The sequence below is a fragment of the Mesorhizobium sp. M0571 genome (assembly GCF_040320985.1).
Classification (GTDB): Bacteria; Pseudomonadota; Alphaproteobacteria; order Rhizobiales; family Rhizobiaceae; genus Mesorhizobium.
The window spans coordinates 1-17,505 of record NZ_JAMYQT010000047.1 but is presented as its reverse complement, the minus strand read 5'-3'; the positions used below and the strand labels follow the sequence as shown (position 1 = coordinate 17,505).

The following is a 17,505-nucleotide window of genomic DNA, read 5'->3' as shown; positions in this document are numbered from 1 at the left end:
GTCGATCAACACGGTTTCCAAGCTTCTGGTCGACGCCGACCTAAATGCTGATCTACCGGCAGACAGGCCCCCCGTAGCCGTCGAACTCCACCTCGTGAATCCAGGCGTCGCCCTCGGGCGGCTTCTCGACCGGGGTCGGCATCAAGGCTCAATGAACTCCAGCCGGCCGGTGCCGGCGCCTGCCCACCTACGCACGGAACCCGAGTCTGGATCGTGAGATCCGGCGGCCAGGGGCAACGAAACATAATCAGCTTACTAAATTAGCAATGATGCAAGAGATGGCCTATAACTCGCCCAGCCGGCGAACGACCCAATTGCCCGCTAGTTAGGCCCGGCGGCCGATGGTAACCCCGATTGGCTGTCGGGCCGTTCCTCTCAAACCGCCACTGGCTCGCGCTCGATGGATCGGCTACTCGCGATTATCGAAAGCCACGAACAGGTCAAGGGCCGCGGCGACTTCGAGGATAGCCTCGGTTAGATGGTCGTCGCATACTGTCAAATCAGGCGCAGACTGCCGAACGTGGTATAATGCGACTTTGACGGAGACGGTGTCCCCCCGGTCCGCCCTGTTGACGATTGCGGCAATCGCCTGTTCTAGAACTGGACCGACCCTTTGGATGATACTCATCCACCTCCCCCCGGGAACGCTAGGGTCAATAATAACGTTCGAGGCCGGGATGCAACCGGTGAGCGAAATCGCGACTATAGAGCCTCACCACCGAGCGTTTCCGCGGCCGCTGTCCCATAAGCGGGGGGAAGAGACTTCCGCACGTCGTGGTGGGCGCTGGCGCGGGCGCTGCGCGGCCCTCTGAACGACCCGCCTATCTGCTGCCGAAGAGCTTGAAAGCGCCCCCGGTCGCGTCGCAGATATATCGTGCGCCGATCTGCAAGTCATCCTGCGTGCGCTGCATTGATGCTTAGAAACGTCTCCGGCGTGCCGCTGGAGCCCGCGACGAGGACGCTCTCAACTCCATCGCGGAGAAATAAATATTGGACGGTTGGACCTCATTCAGGTTGTGCTGCGCGAGTGGCTCGAAACCAACGTTATCTGCCAGTCCGAGCGACTGATGAGGAAAGCGAGACGAACGGCAGCGCGTAGGCCGCGACCGACCTGTATGTAGAAGACCCGCCGCTGCATTTGCGAAGCGACGGGCCTCCACCCCATTCCCCCACACCTGACCATGCAATTGCGATGCCAGACGTATTGACCCATTGCAGGGCACCTTTGAGGCAGCACGGCGTGTTCACGGTTGAATGTCGACTTTGCCTCAACATACTTCGGCCGGAGCGCTTGCTCGTCTTGAGGGTTGAGATGCTGGAGATGCAGGCGTGGTCAAGAAACCGTCTATTGCCGAAACTTTGCGATGAACCTCTGTCCAATTGATGAGGATCCGAAGGGCGTCGCCGATGGCGGTCACCTGGACCAGCTGCAAGAGGTCGATGCCCTGGTGGGCCTCGCCAAAGAAATGGCCGACCGGCAACTGCGCCGGGCTTTCTACCCGGTAGTTGAAATCGATGGCTCCATGCAAGACCGTGACGAGGCAAAGGACTGAGGGTGTCAACACCTCCTTGCGAAGGGGATGAAAATGGGTTTAGCCAAAGACTTGTCTAATGTTGCGCTCACATTCAATTGTCCGGATTGCTCGCATCCGGCAGTAAGGAAAGGCTCTGCACTAAGAGCGATCGCGCACTTCAGATGCCACGGGTGCAACGCCAAGGTGCGGATCACTTATCAGCAGAAGCTAGCAATCTTCGAAAAGCACAGGCTATCGGCCGCCCAGGGGGCGTTGCGACAACTCAACTCTGCTTTGCGGTAAGCCTAGGCGGCTTCGCCGAAGGATCATGCGCGGCATGGCCGGTGTCACCCTAATCCTGATGCCAGAAGTCCAGCAGCGAAGCGTTGCGTAGACTTTGCGGAGGCACGGATGCTGAAGTCTAGCCAGAAACGAGCCGAGAAGCCGCAATCGTCCGGCTAAAATCAAACCGAATATCGGCCCAGCAGCACAACCGTGGAACCTTTCCAAGCCGCCTGCCTTGTCCCATCCTCATAGAAGGAGATGCGAAATGAGCCTTGATATAGGAAAGGTCGCCATAGCGTTGCTGGGCCTGCTTGCCTACAAGAATAAGGACAAGATTGGCGAGTTGATCGCTGGTAGGAAATCGACAGATCCCAACACTAGCGCTGGCTCCCCTGGCGGCCTCGGCGACATCCTGGACCGTCTCAGAAATGCGGGTGCGGGCGATCAGGTAGATTCTTGGATAGGAAAAGGATCCAACCGGCCCGTTCAGCGCGATCAGGTTGAGAAAGCAATTGACCCGCAAACGTTGAGCGATTTGGCTGAGCAAACCGGATTGTCCCATGAAGAACTCGTCGACCGGCTCACAAGAGAATTGCCCGAGGCGGTAGACAAGCTTACGCCCGACGGGCAGATGCCCGCCGGCAACGGTCCAAATCTCTTGGACGAGGTACCAGGAGCTGGTCGTACTTAGCGCCACTGCGACAAAGCAGGCTGAAAATAAAAGGCCCGTGTCCCCCAGGGGACGCCGGCTTCGGGGACACCGAGCTGGCAGCAATCGTGTGAGGGGAAGTTGCTGGCCTTCACCGCGAGGCGGTGTTCCAAGGTCGATCGCAAAAAGTCCCGCCGCACATGCCAGGACGGCGGGACCGATCGAGCGCCTTTGCACCAGGCAGGGGGGATGCGGGGGTGGGCTTGCCCGGTGCGCGCGGACCGTCCGGGAACCTTAGGCGCATCACCGGCAATGCGTCCACCAACCGACGGTTGGAGCGACAAGGACAAATTCGGTCACCGGCAGGTCGGATCATCCTGGGCCGCTATCGCTCGCAACCAGACGGTACCGGATGGTTTCGGATGTGGTCGTTAAAGCAGCGCACTTTGGCGAAAGCGGCTTTGAATTCGGCAAAGGTTTCCGGCGGTACGCCCTCAGACTCGTTCAGTTTGCCGCTGGCCACGAACCACACCGAGAGGATTTTCTGTCCGGATCGTATTCTGTTTTGCGTATCGAGGTGGAGGGCATGACGGCGGCTCGATCGAAAAGCAATCAATGAGCGGAAAGGCCGTCGCGTTCCTTATGACTGCGGGTGTGGTAAAGCACCAGCTCAATTCGGAGCGCCGCCGGCGAGAAGATGTCGATAGCGTTCGTCATCATCCAGCGGGCGCGCGCAAAGATCGGTCCGACGTGGCGCGTCGGCGGGCGCAGTGGACCGGGTCGCCGCCCCATGCTCATCGGCGGGCCGATCAATGGCTTCCGGCTCTCTTCGAGAAGGTGCTCTTGCCCACCCTCAAGCCGGGCGACATCCTCGTCAACGACAATTCCGTCTCACACGAGGGGCAAGGCCGTCCGGCACGCCGTCAACGAAGCCGGCGCCAAGCTCTTCTTCCTGCCGAAATGCTCGCCAGACCTGAATCCGATCGAGATGCTCTTGCCAAACTCATGCACCTGCTGAGAAAGGCCGCCAGACGCACCACCCACGCCGTCTGCAGCGCCATTGGCAAAATCCACGACGCTCTCAGATCAAGGAATGCGCCAACTATTTCACCGAGGTCGAGTAGGCCCCAACTTAAAATCCTCACGCTCTAAGCACGGCATGGGTTATGCCGAGCCGGGCACGCGAACTCAGTCCTCCCTGAATGCCCGACGGATTTGATCTGCCAGAGGTTTTACGAGGTAAGACAGCATTGTGCGGCTGCCGGTCGAGAAGAACACCTCGACAGGCATACCGGGCGACAAGGTCAGGCCCTTCAGCCTCGCAAGCTCTGCACGGGGCAGGCTGACACGCACGGTATAGAAGGCCGCACCGCTTCGTTCATCGATGCTCAGATCGGGGGAGATCTCACTGACTACACCATTCAGCTCTGGCGTTGTCCGCTGGTTGAAGGCCGAAAATCGCAAGGTTGCGCTCTGCCTTGGGATCAGCTGATCGATGTCCTGCGGAGCCACACGTGCTTCGACGGTCAGGTCGTCTGTCACAGGGACAATCTGCATGATGAGCTCTCCCGCAGATATGACGCCACCGACCGTGTGCACGCCGAGCTGATGGACGACGCCAGTCTGCGGGCTGCGTATATCGATCCGCTTGAGCTGATCCTCGGCCGAGACCTTTTGCTCGACCAACTCCGAGAGCTTTGCCTGGACGTCACGGAGCTCGGTTGCCACCTCGCTGCGCAAATCCTGGTCGATCTGAATGATCTGCAAACGGATTTCGGATGTATGACCCTTCGATTGCGCTATGGACGCAGTCAGCTTCCCATGTTCGCCGTCAAGCCGGACTGCGTCACGCTCAAGCGTCGTTATGCGATCGATTGAAACCAGCTTGCGTTCCCAGAGTTTGCGCATGCCGTCGAGTTCAAGCCCGATCAACTTGATTTCCTGGCTTTTAGCAGCCCTTTGCTCGGTCAGGCCGGAAACTTCTTCGCTGAGCTGAGCAATGCGCTCTCTCAACTGGGCCTTCTGGCCAGCGCGTGCCTGGCGACGAAATTCGAACAAGGATAGCTCGCCGGCCATCGCACGCCGGATCTCAGGATCGTCCTGCCGCAACGTCAGCGAAGATGGAAAGGCGATGGCGTCGGTACCATCGCGCTCGGCTTCGAGGCGGGCCAGACGGGCCTCGAATTCGTCCAGGCTCTTGGTGACGATGGCTAAATCGGCCCGGGTCACGGTTTCATCGAGACGGATCAAAACCTGGCCCGCCTGCACGGCGTCGCCTTCTCGCACGAGGATCTGACCGACCACGCCACCCGTTGGATGCTGCACCTTTTTAACGCTGGAATCGACGACCAGCCTTCCCGAAGCAATGACGGCTCCAGAAAGCTCCGTGACCGCGGCCAGGCTTCCGGCCCCACCAACCAGGAGCATGCAGACCGCGACACCGCCGAACAGATAGCGTCGAATGGTCCGATCGATCGCGGATGCCGTGTGTTGCGTTATCAGTGTGTCGCCTCCTCAGGGCCGGAGACGACCTTCAGGGGAACGCTGCCCGAACGGGTTACCTTGCTCAAGACCTCATTCTTGGGGCCAAACGCCTGGAGACGGCCGTTGGCCATGACGAGTACCTGATCCAGGCTTGCAAGCGCGCTCGGCCGATGTGCCACCACCACAGCAATGCCGCCTCGCGCCCGCACGCCCTCAATTGCCGCCGCCAGCGCGGCCTCCCCTTCGGAATCGAGGTTGGAATTAGGCTCGTCCAGGATGACGAGGAACGGATCGCCATAGAGGGCCCGAGCGAGCGCAACCCGCTGTCTCTGGCCCGCCGAAAGCGCCGACCCGGCCTCGCCGATCCGCGTTTTGTAGCCTTCCGGCAGATGGACGACAAGGTCATGAACGCCGGCCGCGCGCGCAGCCGCCAGTATCTTGTCCGAAGAGGCTTGAGGTTCGAAGCGTGCGATGTTCTCGGCAATGGTGCCATCGAACAGTTGCACATCCTGCGGCAGATAGCCGACATGGTTGCCCAGTTCTTGCGGCGACCACTGGTCGAGCGTTGCTCCGTCCAGCCTGACGGTCCCACGGGTTGGAAGCCATATCCCGGCCATTGCTCGGACAAGCGACGATTTTCCGGACGCGCTCGGTCCGACGATGCCAAGGCCGGCACCCTTCTCCAGCGCGAACCCGACATCCAGCACAACCACACGACGCTCGCCGGGTGGCGTGACGCTAATGCTTTCTACGGCAAGAGCAGATACAGGTGCCGACAGCGAGACACTCATGGCAGTTTCGGGAAGCATGGCCAAAAGCTGGCTCAGCCGGGTCCATGCCTGGCGAGCACTGACGAAACCCTTCCAGTGGGCGATGGCCAGTTCGACCGGTGCGAGCGCCCGGCTCATCATAATCGAACTGGCGATCATAATACCGGCTGTCGCTTCTTGATGAATGACCAGATAGGCGCCGATCGCCAGTATACCCGACTGCAGCATCATGCGCAGGATCTTCGAGATCGTCCCGAGCGTCCCAGCCAGGTCGCTGGCTCTTGCGTTCGTGTTGAGAAAATCGGCGTTGACGCTTGACCAGCGCTCGGCGATGCGCGCGCCAAAGCCCATCGCCTGCAGGACCTCTGCGTTGCGACGCGTCGCTTCCGCAAGCGTATTGCGCGCTGCCGCCTGGCTGTTTGCCCTCTTCGCAGGCTCCCTCGTGCGAACTTCGGCAAGCAGAGTCAGGCTAGAGAGAAGGATGGCGCCTGCCAGCGCCGTCATGCCGATCCAGACATGGAACAGGAAGCAAATTGCCAGATACAGCGGCATCCACGGCAGGTCGAAAAGCGCAGTCGGACCAGTGCTCGACAGAAACGAACGCACCTGGTCAAGATCCCGCAACGACTGAAGGCCGTCGCCTGGGAGCTTGGTGAGCAACGGCAAACGCATAAGGGCGGTATAGACTTGCCCACTCAATCGCGCGTCCAAAGCCATCCCGATGCGCACGAGCAACCGCGACCGGATAAGCTCAAGAACGCCTTGGAAAATGAACAGCATGCCGGTAAATACGGCAAGCCCGACAAGCGTCGGCACACTGCGGCCGGTGATGACCCGATCATAGACCTGCAGCATGAAGAACGAGCCGGTCAGCGCCAGAACATTGACGACGCCGCTCATCAGGGCAATTCCAGCGAACGCGCGGCGGAAAGAAGCCAAAACCGCAGCGAGGGTTGGTCGCGGCCGCTCGGACGAATGGGAATGCGACATCGCCTTCACATCGGTTCCAGTTCGGTCCCAGGCGCAAGAATCGTGCCCGAAATCGGGCTCGATGACAACGTCTCCATACCGCCGCCACCGTCAGGTGTTGCGCCTAGATATGCCAATCGTTCAGCGCGTACGCGTGGACGTAGTCGATCTGCATTTCTGCAGGTGTCGCAAGCCCGTCGGCAGGCGCTCCCGCGAGCCCACCGACCGCCAGGTCGACCAGCATATACATGGGATCGTGCATATCGGAAGGCGTTGCGGCACGAGCAACTTCGACGTCGTCGAAATACCAGACGAGTTCGTCTTCTGTCCACAGCACTCCGTAGGTGTGGAACCCTTCGGTATCCGCGGCATAGGCCGTCGAGGACACTGTCGTATGCGTTCCCGTCTCGTTGGAGTGGCTTGTCAGAATGAGCTTGTTTGGATCCTGACCGAGCATTTCCACGACGTCCAGTTCCGGTGGCCAGGAGCCGTCAGCCGGCAGAAGCCAGAAGGCCGGCCATACACCTTGCTTTTCGGGCATGTCAGCCCGAATTTCGAAATAGCCGTAGGTTTGTGCGAAGGATTCATAGGTCGTCAGCAAACCTGACGTGTATTTGTAATCGTTTATGTAGGGCTGGACTGCCGCGGGAGCCCGGGCGGCGGTAATCGTGAGAACACCGTCCTCAACGCTGAACGGGTTGACCGAACGCGTCGGGGCGTAGTTGGTGTCGATATACCATTGAAGCTCCTTGTTGCTCGTGAGCGAGCTGCCGTTCGCGGCACCCCACCAGAAGTTCGAGTCCCAGGTGCCGCTCGAGCCATTCCACAGGTCGAGCGTGTTGAACTCGTCCGAGAAGGTGAGTTCCAGATGCGACCTGTCCAGGGCCAGATCGAACTGGCCTGGGGTGAACTGGTCGATGGTCTTATTGGCGAAAACGAGAAACTCGTCATCGGACAGGTTAAGTTGGACGTTCGCTCCCGACTGGACCATGTTGGCGTGCACATCCTCGAAGGAGGTGAAGCCGTAACTCCCGACACGCACGGTATCGTCGGCGCCAAAGTCGAGGATCAGGTCACTGCCGTTGCCGGGGGTCACGACGAAAATGTCCGCCCCGGGTCCGCCCTTGAGAACGTCATCGCCCTGTAACCCGTCGAGCGTCTGTTGGCCGGAGCCGCCGGCAACGATGTTGTTTAGCTCGTTTCCGAAAGCATAGTGTTTGTCGCCGGTGACCGTCAGGTTCTCGAAATTCGCTGGCAGCTTGTAGCTCATCCAGGTCGAGATGGTGTCGACACCCTCGTTGGGTAGCTCGACCGCCTTGTTTTTGGAGGAATACAGATAATAGATGTCATCGCCCTTGCCGCCGTACATCGTGACGGTGACGCTACCGTCAGCGTACATTGAGTCGTTGTAGATGCTGCCATAAAGTGTGGGGCCGGAGTTCGTCGCCGAATACCACTTTACCGAGGACCCGCTGTAGGCGAGTGGAACACCCTTGGCGTTCAGTACGTTGGCCATTTGGGTCCTCTCCTTTTTCTCGCCTCGAAATCGGGCCTAACACCTATTGAGAGCAAAAGGAGCCCGTACCATTTAGCTTTCGAGTTTAGAGAGTTACCAAAAGGTTAATATGCAGCGGAGCCACTTGCCCGGGGCCGCCTCACCCCTTCAAGGGCTCTAGAAGTGGCAGCGGCGCTTGCCGCTCTCCTTCGGCCGGTCGCAATGTTAGACGTATGGCCGTTGCGCCCGACGCAAGGCTTGTTGTCAGGTGCATGACGCGGTGCGTGAAATGCAGCCTTGGCGATGGCGGGCGCGCTGCATTGTTGATATCGTACGCACAGAACAGGCGCGCAAATGACATCTGATTCAGAGAAGGCCGAAGCGGTCGAGCAGTTGCTTGATACACCTGACCTTGCAACCGCACTGGAAAGCGAACAGTTCAAAAAATTCCTTGACCAGGTGCCGATCGCCATAGCCGTTTCGGACCTTGCCGCTGAGGAGCGTGTGGTCTACGCCAATCCGGAATTCGAGAAACTCTCAGGCCTGACGGCCGCCAGGCTCACGCGAGAAAACTGGGCGGCCCTTTTGGGCATAGGCCTCCATCAGCAAAAGGACAGGCCGCTTGCCGAGGCCGTGGCCGAGGGAACCGATTTGGTCGGCACCTTCAGGCTGGAGCGCAACGAGGACAAGCCGGCGATCGTCGACGTTTATTCCAACGTGATCGAGGACGACAACGGCAAGGTGTGCTTCCGGCTGGTGGCGCTGGTCGACGTATCCGCCCATGGCGAGGCGGGAGATGAGCGCTCGGCGGAGGAGCGTGTCAGCGAGAAAGACACGCTGCTGCGCGAACTGCAGCACCGGGTGAAGAACAACCTGCAGATGATCACCGCGCTGATCCGGCTGGAAAGCCGCAACGCGACCGAGGCCGACCGGAGACGGTTTGAGCGGCTCGCCGGTCGCGTCGACGCTCTGGCGATCCTCTACCAGACGCTAACGGCCGACGAGCCGAAGGAGGAGGTCGATCTTGGCGTCTATCTCAGCCAGATCGCGTCCGCGGTGATGAGTTCGCACGCAGTCGAGGGGATCCGCCTGGATATGAAGGTGGATACATATCCCGTGTCAATAAACGTCGCCATGCCGGCGGGACTGGTCGTGAACGAACTGCTGACCAATTCACTGAAGCATGCGTTCCGGGGACGCGACGGCGGCACGATTACGCTGCACAGCATCGTCAATGGCGACGGCTGCCGGGTTATAGTGGCGGACGACGGAATCGGCCTGCCGGAAGGCGAGACGTGGCCCAAGCCAGGCAAGCTCGGAGCGCTGATCGCGCGCTCGCTGACCGAGAACGCCAAGGCGCAGTTCGCAGTCGACTCTAGCGCCAGCAAAGGGACGAAGGTGACCATCATCTTCAAACGATCGGCGGCAGCAAGCTGAAAAATTGCCATCGAACATACCAGGCTGGCAGCTGGCTTCATGCCGCGGCCTTGGGCAGGTGCCTGGCCCGGACGCCCTTGAAACGGCCTCCTTCATACGGTCGAAATCTTCCATCGAAGAGCCGGCAGGTACGTCCGCGGGGCAAGCAGGATGAAGTATGCGGGCGTTTCGCTCGGTTGGGCTAGTTTTAGCGTGACCGGCCTTAAAAACAGCTGGCAGGTGGCGCTCTGCCGTAGTGAATATTCTCCAACAAGCTACAATATCCGCCAACAAGGCTGCTGCGGAGGCAGTGTTCGTGCATCACCATTTTGCTGGGCTTCCGCAGCTCGGGCCTGAGCCGAATTTACACCCTTGCGCTCAAGTGGACAGATACTCGCCAAGCGGGGGCAAGTGTTCTATGGTCTCTGGTGGCATCGGATAGTGCAAGGTATCGATGCTCAGTCTGTCGCTTTAGGCAGGGGAGGGGGCCATGTTCGAAGTCGTTGCATCCTGCAGGAAAGCGGGGCCAGGAAGCTGGTTCGCCACAAATATCCTCGGCTTCATCGTCGCGCTGTCGGTGTTGTTTTTACCCGGACTGGAAAGCGCGAATGCACAGACGAACTGGACACTCGATCCGGCCGCCTCGGTGCTCACCTATCAGTCGGTCAAGAAGAACACGATCGTTGAAACCAACAAGATCAGGAACATCGCCGGCACTCTTTCTTCGACGGGTGAGGCCAATATCAAGCTTGACCTCAACTCCGTCGATACCGGTGTCGACCTTCGCAACGTCCGCATGCGGTTCCTTTTCTTTGAGACATTCAAGTATCCGACCGCAGAACTGACCGCAAAGGTGGATCCTGCGGCGTTTGCCGAGCTTGCGACGAAGCGAAGGGTCAAGGCAGTGCTACCATTCCGCCTCAACCTGCATGGGGTCGACAAGGATCTTGAGGCCAATGTCGTGGTGACCATGATCAGCGACAGCATGGTCTCCGTCGCTTCGGAAGCGCCCGTCGCCGTGCATGTCGAGGATTTCGGACTGCTGCCGAATGTCGACAAGCTGCAACAGGCCGCCAATGTGACCAACATTGTTCCAGCCGCTTCGGTCTCGTTCGATTTCGTGTTCAACGCCGATGGCACCAAGCCCGCGGCCGTCCAGACCGTCGCGGCAAGCGCCGCCGACGTCGGGCCCGTTGCCACCGATGCCGCGAAGGCGAACTTCAGCGACGAGGAGTGCCTCAACCGGTTCGCGGTGCTCTCTCGCACCGGAGCCATCTATTTTCGGACGGCGAGCGCACGGCTCGACAGCCAAAGCCGTCCGCTGCTGGCTGAGGTCGTTGGCGTAGTCGGCAAGTGCCCAGGCCTGAAGGTGGAGGTTTCCGGCCACACCGATTCCGATGGGTCGCCAGCCGCCAACAAGCTCCTGTCGGAGCGCAGGGCCAAGGCAGTTGCTGATGCCATTGTTGCCGCCGGGATTGCTCGCACGCAGATCACGGCGACCGGTTACGGCGAGGAGCGGCCAGTTGCCGCCAACGACACGCCGAAGAACAAGGCGCTCAATCGGCGGATTGAGTTTTCCGCCACCAAGCTCCTCAACTGAGGAAGGGCCTTTTGTTCCGGCGGGGCTCCGATCTGATTGCTTGGTTTGGTGGTGTCCCGCGCGCGATCGGGCTGGTGATGCTCTCGCTGTTCTTGACCTTGACGGCGGCCAATGCCGAACGCCGTGTTGCTCTGGTCCTTGGCAACTCCCAGTATCAGCATGCGCCGGCGCTGACCAACCCGGTACACGACGCGCAGGCTGTTGCCGAACGCCTCAAGAGCCTGGATTTTGAAGTCGTCTCCGGGTTCGATCTGACCAAATTGCAGACCCAGACGACGATTGCGCACTTCGCAAAGCAGGTGCGCGGCGCCGACATTGCCCTTTTCTTTTACGCGGGCCACGGCTTGCAGGTTTCAGGCAGCAACTACCTGCTTCCGGTCGATGCCGCACTGGAAGACGAGACCTCGCTCGACTTCGAAGCCGTGCCGGTGGATTTCATCTTGCGGCAAATGTCGCGCGAGACCAGCATAAGACTGATTTTCCTCGACGCCTGTCGCGACAATCCCTTGGCCGAGGTGTTGGCAAAGACCGCAGGCGTCAAGGGAGCGAGAAGTGGCCTTGCCGAAATCCCGATCGAGAATGGCGGCGCTGGCACGCTGGTCGCCTTTTCCACCAGTCCCAATCAGGTCGCCTATGACGGATCGAGCGAACACTCACCGTTCACGTCGGCGCTGCTTGCCCATATCGGGGCCTCGAACGTCTCCATCACCGACGCGATGAACAGGGTTACCGCCGACGTGTTCAAAGCAACGGCCGGCAAACAGCGCCCGTGGATCAATGTCTCGCTAACCACCGAGGTCGTGTTGCACAAAGTGGATCTGAACGCGCCACTGATCGTCGGTGAGGCGACCGCTCCGCAACAACCGCAAGGCGGCTCGGACGGGCGCAACGCCGCCGCAAATCCGTCTGGCGCTGACGATGCCCAGCTTGCGCTCAATGTGCTGCGTCAGAAAATCCCGAGACTGGCTTCGGACGAGCCGATCTTTTTCGACCAACCTGTCGATTTCGGAGATCCAGCAATCGACGGCAAGAGTATCGCTGAGCTGATCACAGGCAAACCACTCTTCACTCCCGTGGAAGGGCTCGACAAGGCGGTGTGGGAGGGCAAGCACTGCAACGGCTGCCATGAGTGGAATGAGGATCGGCTATGCGAACAGGCGAAAAATTTCGCCGCCAACGATGTCTCCGTTCTACGCCTGCAACATCCGCTTGGGACGCGCTTCAAGGTGGCGCTGGCCAAATGGGCGCAAGGCGGCTGCAAGTGAGATCTGGGCCCTTGGGTTCGAAAACCCCTGGTCAAGACGATGGAGCTGCGTCTATTGGAATGGTTCGGGTCTAGTACGCATCCGCCGATTGGCGCTGCGCCTCGATCTCGGCCAACTGGAGGCCCATTTCGACAAAGGCGGAGAGAACGGCAAAGCGGTCGGCCAGTGCGACGCGCGCCAGCCCTGCTAGAACACCGGCATTGACTGCATGGGCGGCAGGATGTGGCTGCAAGGCCGTTGGCGCGGTTGCGCCGACGACAGATCCGGCAACGCCAAAACCATTGTCACGCCATTCCGCAGCCAAGGCAATCCAGGCGCCCGGCGTTGTCGGCGGGGTTCCCGCAGCCTTGCTCACTGCGGCGCGATGGCGGGGACTGTCCGGTTCGCTGACCCAGTCGCGAACAAGCGCGAGCAGCTCTTGATCTGTCTTATCGAGCAGCTCGCTCAGATGCCCCAGGCATTCATGCGCCCACCAGACCGCAGCCCGATCAGGAAGCAGGTAGGCACAAAACGTGATTGCCTCTTCGGGAATGGGCCCGGCGAGGAGATCGCGGCAAAACTCGATCGAACGCTGCTCGGTTGGAAGGGCTCTCATGTCTCTGGCGACAGCGGGACAAGCCATGAAAAGATCCCGTGCCGTTTTGAATCGGAGCCCATTGGCCATGACGCCACGCCTTCATCGAGAACCAGTCGGTACTCAAGCCCCCGGCGTGGCGGCGGTCAAGTCTCAACTCGTGGGGACGGGAGATCGGCCGACACAGCCACGGGCTCAGCGTTTATTGACAGACAAATGCGTGGGAATTTGGTATATTCACCTTGGTAACATCCGATGCTCAACAGGAGTAACCGCTATGCGGTGGGCCAGTTCACCCTTGGTGTTGGCGGTCGTGGCTTTCTCGACCCATGTTTCCGCCGACCCTGTCCAGAAATCAGAAGACATCGTCAAGTTTTTTGCTGGCGCGGCCGACCTCGGCAAGTCGCGTGGGATTTGTGTCGGCACTGAGGAGCAGTGCAAGAGCAAGACCAAGGCAAAAGACGGGCCGGCCGACAAATCCAGTCTCGACATGCTGATCAATTTCGGGCTGGATTCGGCCGAACTCGACGCGACCGCACGCGCTGAACTCGAGGAGTTTGCCAAGGCCCTGAAGGACAGCCGGATCAGTACTTTCCATTTCGTCGTCGAAGGTTACACCGACGCTTCCGGTCCGGAGCACTACAATGAGCGGCTGTCGCAGCGACGAGCGCAATCGGTGACGTCCTTCCTCACATCCAGTGGCATCGAGGCTGACCGCATCAACGCGATCGGGTTGGGCGAAGCGCATCCGCGTAGCCCCAATCCATACGACGCCGTCAACCGCCGCGTGGAAATGCGTATAAAGGCCGAGTAGCGTACGCTGGTGCATGCCGCCTGAAACTGTGCAGCAGTGCGTCAGGAACTGAGTGGTAAGCGCAGCGGCAGGCCAGGCGAATGGGCTTGGAACGTTCGGCTGCGTTGCACGGGGTTGATCGGCAGCATATCCGGCACGCACGGCTTCCATCATCGGATCTGTCTGAACCTCGAGGAATGCCAATTGCTCGCGCGTCAGATAGGTGGTCGGCGCAAGACCATTCTTGGCTTGCCAGAGATGCCGATCGCCCGGCGGGTCTGCGGACCTATGTTTCCGTCAATGCGGCCAAGTTCGTTGCCCAACGCCTCGATGCGCAGGTGCAGGTCGATGCGGCTCTGGCGGTCAAGACCGATCGCACTTTCTGTCAATTCGGTGCCCGCTGTTTGCTTCACCTCGTCCGAAACGCGCTTCGAAGCCTCATCCCAAAGGCGTTGCTCGACTTCCCAGGATGGAGGATCGCTGGCAGCGGCCACAGGAGAGGGCGCCGCTGCGGGGTTCGACGCGTCGGCCGCTGGCTTTGCGGCAGGCGCCGCTGCCTCAGCGGGTTTTCTAAGGAAGACCTCACCGCCCAGCGACGCATTATGCCATGGCCTCTGCCGACCTTGCGTGGTTTCGGTCACTTCGCCGCGCACGCGTGTCAGCGCGCACTGGATTTCAACGCGGGCTCGGTCAGGTGCCTTGCGAGCGCCGTTGAGTAAGGAGTGTCAAAGCCGTTGCCCTCGAAAGCTATGGCGCCCGGATCCGTCGCATAGGCAATCAGCAGGCCACCTGTGCCCACACCGTCCGATTTTGCTTCCACCGGCGCCAGGCCGGGCGTTGCGCACGCTACGTGCACATGGGATCTCCGGCAGCACGAAGGGCGAAAGAAACGCGCTGGTGCCGGGCTATGTTATGTCGCCGGTCGAACGCCAACGGATGGGCGCCCGGTCGGAAGGCCCGCTTGTCGGGGGCGGCATCGAGCCTCTATTTCGTGCGCCACCTTTCGTGCGCTACCGCTTGAGTATCCGTCGTCGCTACTCTATATGATGCGTGATGATTGATGCGCACCAAGGAGGGCGATATGAGAACGACACTGGCGATCGATGACGACGTCCTGGTCGCGGCCAAGGCCATGGCCCGGCAGCAGGACCGCAGCGTGGGCGAGATCATCACCGATCTCGCCCGGCGCTCGCTGCGCCGCCCGCAAGCCGGCGGCGAGCGCAACGGGATACCTCTGCTGTCGCCTCGGCCGGGTGCACCTCCTGTCACGCTTGAGACGGTCAATGCCTTGCGTGACGAGTTGCTGTGACCTTCCTGCTCGACATCAATGTGTTGATCGCGCTGATCGATCCCGGCCATGTCGCCCATGACGACGCCCATGGCTGGTTCGAAGTGACCGGTCACGCCGCATGGGCCACCTGTCCCACTACCGAAAACGGCGTCATGCGCATCGTCGGAAACCAAAAATATCCTAATTCTCCCGGCTCGCCTGCCGTCGTTGCGCAAATCGTCACCAAGTTGCGAGCCCTGCATGGGCACAGCTTCTGGTCCGACGATGTGAGCCTGGTTGGCTCCGTCGACATCGATGCGGCGAAAATCCTGACCTCGGCACAGGTCACCGATACCTATCTTCTTGCGCTCGCCAAGGCGCATGGCGGCCAACTTGCGAGCTTTGACCGCAAGCTGTCGGGGGCGGCCGTGAAGGCCGGGAAGACTACACTACACTTGATCCCCACAAGGTAGACCGCGGGGCTCTTTCTGTCAGGGGTATATACCGGCAAAGGATCAGCCGTTGAGCGCGTCCTTGATGGCCTTAGCCGGCGTGAAGGACAGCTTCTTCCGGAATGAGATGCCCCCACCCTAAAACTTTCTTATACAGAATTAGCATCGCTGTTGGGCCGAGCTGGTGCGCGTATCGGCCTCACTGGCGATTGCAGTACCCCCTTGCGCGCTTGCGCGCGCGCGGGGGAATTCCTGTATAAGCGATAACAGTCGACTTGGCGACCGGTCCTTACTGTCGTCGCTCCAGACCGGCGACCACCCCTATGCCACTTTTTCTTTCTCGCCATCTCGCTCGTTATTAATCTTGCCCTTTCGTGGGAGGGCTGTGTGGTGTCGGAAACAGGTGAGCAGGAAATACTATCGGCAGCTTGGCGGCATGAAGAAATCTTAAGAAATGCATTCCGAGATACGTTTCTGGATGTGAAGCTAACGACAATCTTCAATTTGGTTCGTATATAATCGTGTTGTGAACGCGTAATTGAGGAGCTCCCGAAATGAACGCAAAGCTCAAAAACAAAGCCCGTCGCAAGATAATTCTTGATGGATACCTTAATAACGAACCGTTGAAAGATATTGCGACCAAGATCGGATGCTCACTGGGGAGTTTAAGAGTCAGCGCCAGTAACTCGGTTGCACTCGAACCCCGACGGAGGCGGCGGAATTTCGGCGTGGCTTTCATATCCCGGAACACAAACGGGAAGATTACAACCAGTTGATGATCTATGGACGGTATAAATCTCGCGATTGCGCGCAAATTTTGGGACTATTAACAGTGCAATCATCAGGTTTCGAGTAAGGTTATTACAATACAATCCGGACGATATTATCACTTAAAAACTTTTCTGTAAATCCCGAATAACTTGCTTCAGGCTGGTGAAACTTTGGGTAGGGGTAGAAAATGACTCTGATGGATAGACACAGTGATGCTGTTTCGGGTAACCGATACATTGCGATAACGACCAAGTATAACCATGAGGCGCATACGACGCGGCCCTCTTATGCTTTTCCTCCAGATCGTGCATCGGGCGCAGGGGTCGGGGAGCCAAGAGCACGCAGCCTGGAATCCGTAACCGGCATGCTTGATCGCATCGGCTGCGGCTATCTCGTGCTGAACCGCGAGAGGAAAGTGGTCGAATGGAACGCAGCCGCTCAAACCACGCTGGAGCGCCAGGGAGAAGTGGCCGGTACGGCCAGCGGGCTTTCGGTGGCCTTGAGGCGGCTGATCGCGAATGTTCCGGCCCATTTCCTGCCGGGCTCACTATCGTGGGTGGTGATCCGCAGCAGCGGCGACAGGCCTGTGATATTGAACGAGAACGGGTTTATCGCTCCTGACGGAACGAGCATTGTGGCGTTACTGGACCGCGAGAACAGGTCGGGGCCAAATCCTCAGACACTGCAAAAGATGTTTGGCTTGACGAGCGCGGAAACGCACCTGGCGTTGCGCTTGGCTCAGGGCGATGCGCCGCTGGAGATCGCCCGCAATTGGCGCCTCAGCCGCACCACGATCCGCTCCCAGCTTGCCTCGCTGTTCGCCAAGACCGAAACGAAACGTCAGGCGGAACTGGTGGCTCTTCTTGGGCACATTTCAGTCTTGCCATAACTGACGAATCCGATCTATGCCGGCGCCTACGCTTTTGGCCGACGCGGAACGCGCGTTTTGATGGAAGACGGCCGCAAGCGCGTTGTGCGCGACAGCATTCGCCGGAACTGGAAGGATTGGGAGGTTTTGATCCGCGACCACCACGAGGCATATATTTCCTGGGAGGAGTTTGAGAGGAATCAGCACCTGATTGCTAACAACGCCAACGAGGAAGCGGGTGAGCCCTTCCCAATGGGCAAGACCATAGCGGATGTCTTCGGCCAGCTTTGAGCCCGAGGAGATCATCGACAATTGCTTTTCAAACCACGG

At 59.6% G+C, this 17,505-nt stretch carries 17 protein-coding genes; 10 read left to right on the top strand and 7 right to left on the bottom strand.

Annotation, left to right across the window (positions count from 1 at the left end; all coding sequences use genetic code 11):
* Window positions 1-1,364 precede the first annotated feature (1,364 nt).
* Window positions 1,365-1,553 carry a hypothetical protein gene (locus tag NKI85_RS31000; protein WP_352779893.1) on the top strand — a complete coding sequence of 63 codons (189 nt, stop codon included), beginning with the start codon at window positions 1,365-1,367 and terminating at the stop codon, window positions 1,551-1,553.
* 511 nt (window positions 1,554-2,064) lie between these two features.
* Window positions 2,065-2,490: a YidB family protein gene (locus tag NKI85_RS30995; protein ID WP_352530775.1), complete on the top strand. Its 426-nt coding sequence runs from the start codon at window positions 2,065-2,067 to the stop codon at window positions 2,488-2,490.
* A gap of 343 nt (window positions 2,491-2,833) precedes the next feature.
* On the opposite strand, the gene NKI85_RS30990 is transcribed toward NKI85_RS30995, so the two are convergent.
* On the bottom strand, window positions 2,834-2,971 hold the full coding sequence (locus tag NKI85_RS30990; RefSeq protein WP_352530773.1) for a hypothetical protein: 138 nt from the start codon (window positions 2,969-2,971) through the stop codon (window positions 2,834-2,836).
* Window positions 2,972-3,145: 174 nt separating this feature from the next.
* Here NKI85_RS30990 and NKI85_RS30985 point away from each other — a divergent pair, with 174 nt between their 5' ends.
* Window positions 3,146-3,466, top strand: a complete 321-nt coding sequence (locus tag NKI85_RS30985) for a transposase (RefSeq protein ID WP_352530771.1) — start codon at window positions 3,146-3,148, stop codon at window positions 3,464-3,466.
* A gap of 170 nt (window positions 3,467-3,636) precedes the next feature.
* Here NKI85_RS30985 and NKI85_RS30980 read toward each other — a convergent pair whose 3' ends face one another.
* The 3 genes from NKI85_RS30980 to eglC all read right to left on the bottom strand — a co-directional run bounded on the left by NKI85_RS30980 (window position 3,637) and on the right by eglC (window position 8,187).
* Window positions 3,637-4,947: an HlyD family type I secretion periplasmic adaptor subunit gene (locus NKI85_RS30980; RefSeq protein WP_352530769.1), complete on the bottom strand. Its 1,311-nt coding sequence runs from the start codon at window positions 4,945-4,947 to the stop codon at window positions 3,637-3,639.
* Complete coding sequence (locus tag NKI85_RS30975; RefSeq protein WP_352779891.1) at window positions 4,947-6,692, bottom strand: type I secretion system permease/ATPase; 1,746 nt, start codon at window positions 6,690-6,692, stop codon at window positions 4,947-4,949. Before NKI85_RS30975 ends, NKI85_RS30980 begins: the two co-directional genes overlap by 1 nt.
* A 103-nt stretch (window positions 6,693-6,795) precedes the next feature.
* Window positions 6,796-8,187 carry an endo-1,3-1,4-beta-glycanase EglC gene (gene eglC, locus NKI85_RS30970; RefSeq protein WP_352779889.1) on the bottom strand — a complete coding sequence of 464 codons (1,392 nt, stop codon included), beginning with the start codon at window positions 8,185-8,187 and terminating at the stop codon, window positions 6,796-6,798.
* Window positions 8,188-8,520: 333 nt separating this feature from the next.
* Here eglC and NKI85_RS30965 point away from each other — a divergent pair, with 333 nt between their 5' ends.
* From NKI85_RS30965 to NKI85_RS30955, 3 genes are all read left to right on the top strand, one after another.
* Window positions 8,521-9,603, top strand: a complete 1,083-nt coding sequence (locus NKI85_RS30965; RefSeq protein WP_352779887.1) for a sensor histidine kinase — start codon at window positions 8,521-8,523, stop codon at window positions 9,601-9,603.
* A 469-nt stretch (window positions 9,604-10,072) separates the two neighbouring features.
* Window positions 10,073-11,182 (top strand): OmpA family protein, encoded by a 1,110-nt coding sequence (locus NKI85_RS30960; RefSeq protein WP_352779886.1) that lies wholly within the window; start codon window positions 10,073-10,075, stop codon window positions 11,180-11,182.
* A gap of 11 nt (window positions 11,183-11,193) precedes the next feature.
* Window positions 11,194-12,447 (top strand): caspase family protein, encoded by a 1,254-nt coding sequence (locus tag NKI85_RS30955; RefSeq protein WP_352779885.1) that lies wholly within the window; start codon window positions 11,194-11,196, stop codon window positions 12,445-12,447.
* 70 nt (window positions 12,448-12,517) lie between these two features.
* On the opposite strand, the gene NKI85_RS30950 is transcribed toward NKI85_RS30955, so the two are convergent.
* Complete coding sequence (locus NKI85_RS30950) at window positions 12,518-13,042, bottom strand: DUF6931 family protein (RefSeq protein WP_352779884.1); 525 nt, start codon at window positions 13,040-13,042, stop codon at window positions 12,518-12,520.
* 67 nt (window positions 13,043-13,109) lie between these two features.
* Here NKI85_RS30950 and NKI85_RS30945 point away from each other — a divergent pair, with 67 nt between their 5' ends.
* A complete protein-coding gene (locus tag NKI85_RS30945) occupies window positions 13,110-13,835 on the top strand; it encodes an OmpA family protein (RefSeq protein WP_352779882.1) in 726 nt (241 codons plus the stop codon).
* Between the two features lie 194 nt (window positions 13,836-14,029).
* Here NKI85_RS30945 and NKI85_RS30940 read toward each other — a convergent pair whose 3' ends face one another.
* Complete coding sequence (locus NKI85_RS30940) at window positions 14,030-14,308, bottom strand: hypothetical protein (protein WP_352779880.1); 279 nt, start codon at window positions 14,306-14,308, stop codon at window positions 14,030-14,032.
* 587 nt (window positions 14,309-14,895) lie between these two features.
* Between NKI85_RS30940 and NKI85_RS30935 the strand changes: the two genes are divergently transcribed.
* The 3 genes from NKI85_RS30935 (at window position 14,896) to NKI85_RS30925 (ending at window position 17,196) form a co-directional block, all read left to right on the top strand.
* The gene (locus NKI85_RS30935) at window positions 14,896-15,123 is read left to right on the top strand and encodes a CopG family transcriptional regulator (protein WP_352779879.1); all 228 of its coding nucleotides are present in this window, start codon (window positions 14,896-14,898) and stop codon (window positions 15,121-15,123) included.
* Entirely contained in the window at window positions 15,120-15,557 is a 438-nt protein-coding gene (locus NKI85_RS30930; protein WP_352779878.1) for a TA system VapC family ribonuclease toxin, read from the top strand. Before NKI85_RS30935 ends, NKI85_RS30930 begins: the two co-directional genes overlap by 4 nt.
* Before the next feature lie 1,114 nt (window positions 15,558-16,671).
* The gene (locus tag NKI85_RS30925; protein ID WP_352779877.1) at window positions 16,672-17,196 is read left to right on the top strand and encodes a helix-turn-helix transcriptional regulator; all 525 of its coding nucleotides are present in this window, start codon (window positions 16,672-16,674) and stop codon (window positions 17,194-17,196) included.
* Here NKI85_RS30925 and NKI85_RS38000 read toward each other — a convergent pair.
* On the bottom strand, window positions 17,182-17,505 hold a 324-nt coding region (locus NKI85_RS38000), incomplete at its 5' end, for a hypothetical protein (protein ID WP_502900743.1). The genes NKI85_RS30925 and NKI85_RS38000 overlap by 15 nt on opposite strands.

Excerpts from the sequence above, each read along its gene's own strand:
- NKI85_RS31000 (WP_352779893.1), top strand. The coding sequence starts at position 1,365 with ATGAACCTCTGTCCAATTGATGAGGATCCGAAGGGCGTCGCCGATGGC.
- NKI85_RS30995 (WP_352530775.1), top strand. The coding sequence starts at position 2,065 with ATGAGCCTTGATATAGGAAAGGTCGCCATAGCGTTGCTGGGCCTGCTT.
- NKI85_RS30985 (WP_352530771.1), top strand. The coding sequence starts at position 3,146 with ATGTCGATAGCGTTCGTCATCATCCAGCGGGCGCGCGCAAAGATCGGT.
- NKI85_RS30975 (WP_352779891.1), bottom strand. The coding sequence starts at position 6,692 with ATGTCGCATTCCCATTCGTCCGAGCGGCCGCGACCAACCCTCGCTGCG.
- eglC (WP_352779889.1), bottom strand. The coding sequence starts at position 8,187 with ATGGCCAACGTACTGAACGCCAAGGGTGTTCCACTCGCCTACAGCGGG.
- NKI85_RS30965 (WP_352779887.1), top strand. The coding sequence starts at position 8,521 with ATGACATCTGATTCAGAGAAGGCCGAAGCGGTCGAGCAGTTGCTTGAT.
- NKI85_RS30960 (WP_352779886.1), top strand. The coding sequence starts at position 10,073 with ATGTTCGAAGTCGTTGCATCCTGCAGGAAAGCGGGGCCAGGAAGCTGG.
- NKI85_RS30950 (WP_352779884.1), bottom strand. The coding sequence starts at position 13,042 with ATGAGAGCCCTTCCAACCGAGCAGCGTTCGATCGAGTTTTGCCGCGAT.
- NKI85_RS30945 (WP_352779882.1), top strand. The coding sequence starts at position 13,110 with ATGACGCCACGCCTTCATCGAGAACCAGTCGGTACTCAAGCCCCCGGC.
- NKI85_RS30935 (WP_352779879.1), top strand. The coding sequence starts at position 14,896 with ATGAGAACGACACTGGCGATCGATGACGACGTCCTGGTCGCGGCCAAG.
- NKI85_RS30925 (WP_352779877.1), top strand. The coding sequence starts at position 16,672 with ATGCTTGATCGCATCGGCTGCGGCTATCTCGTGCTGAACCGCGAGAGG.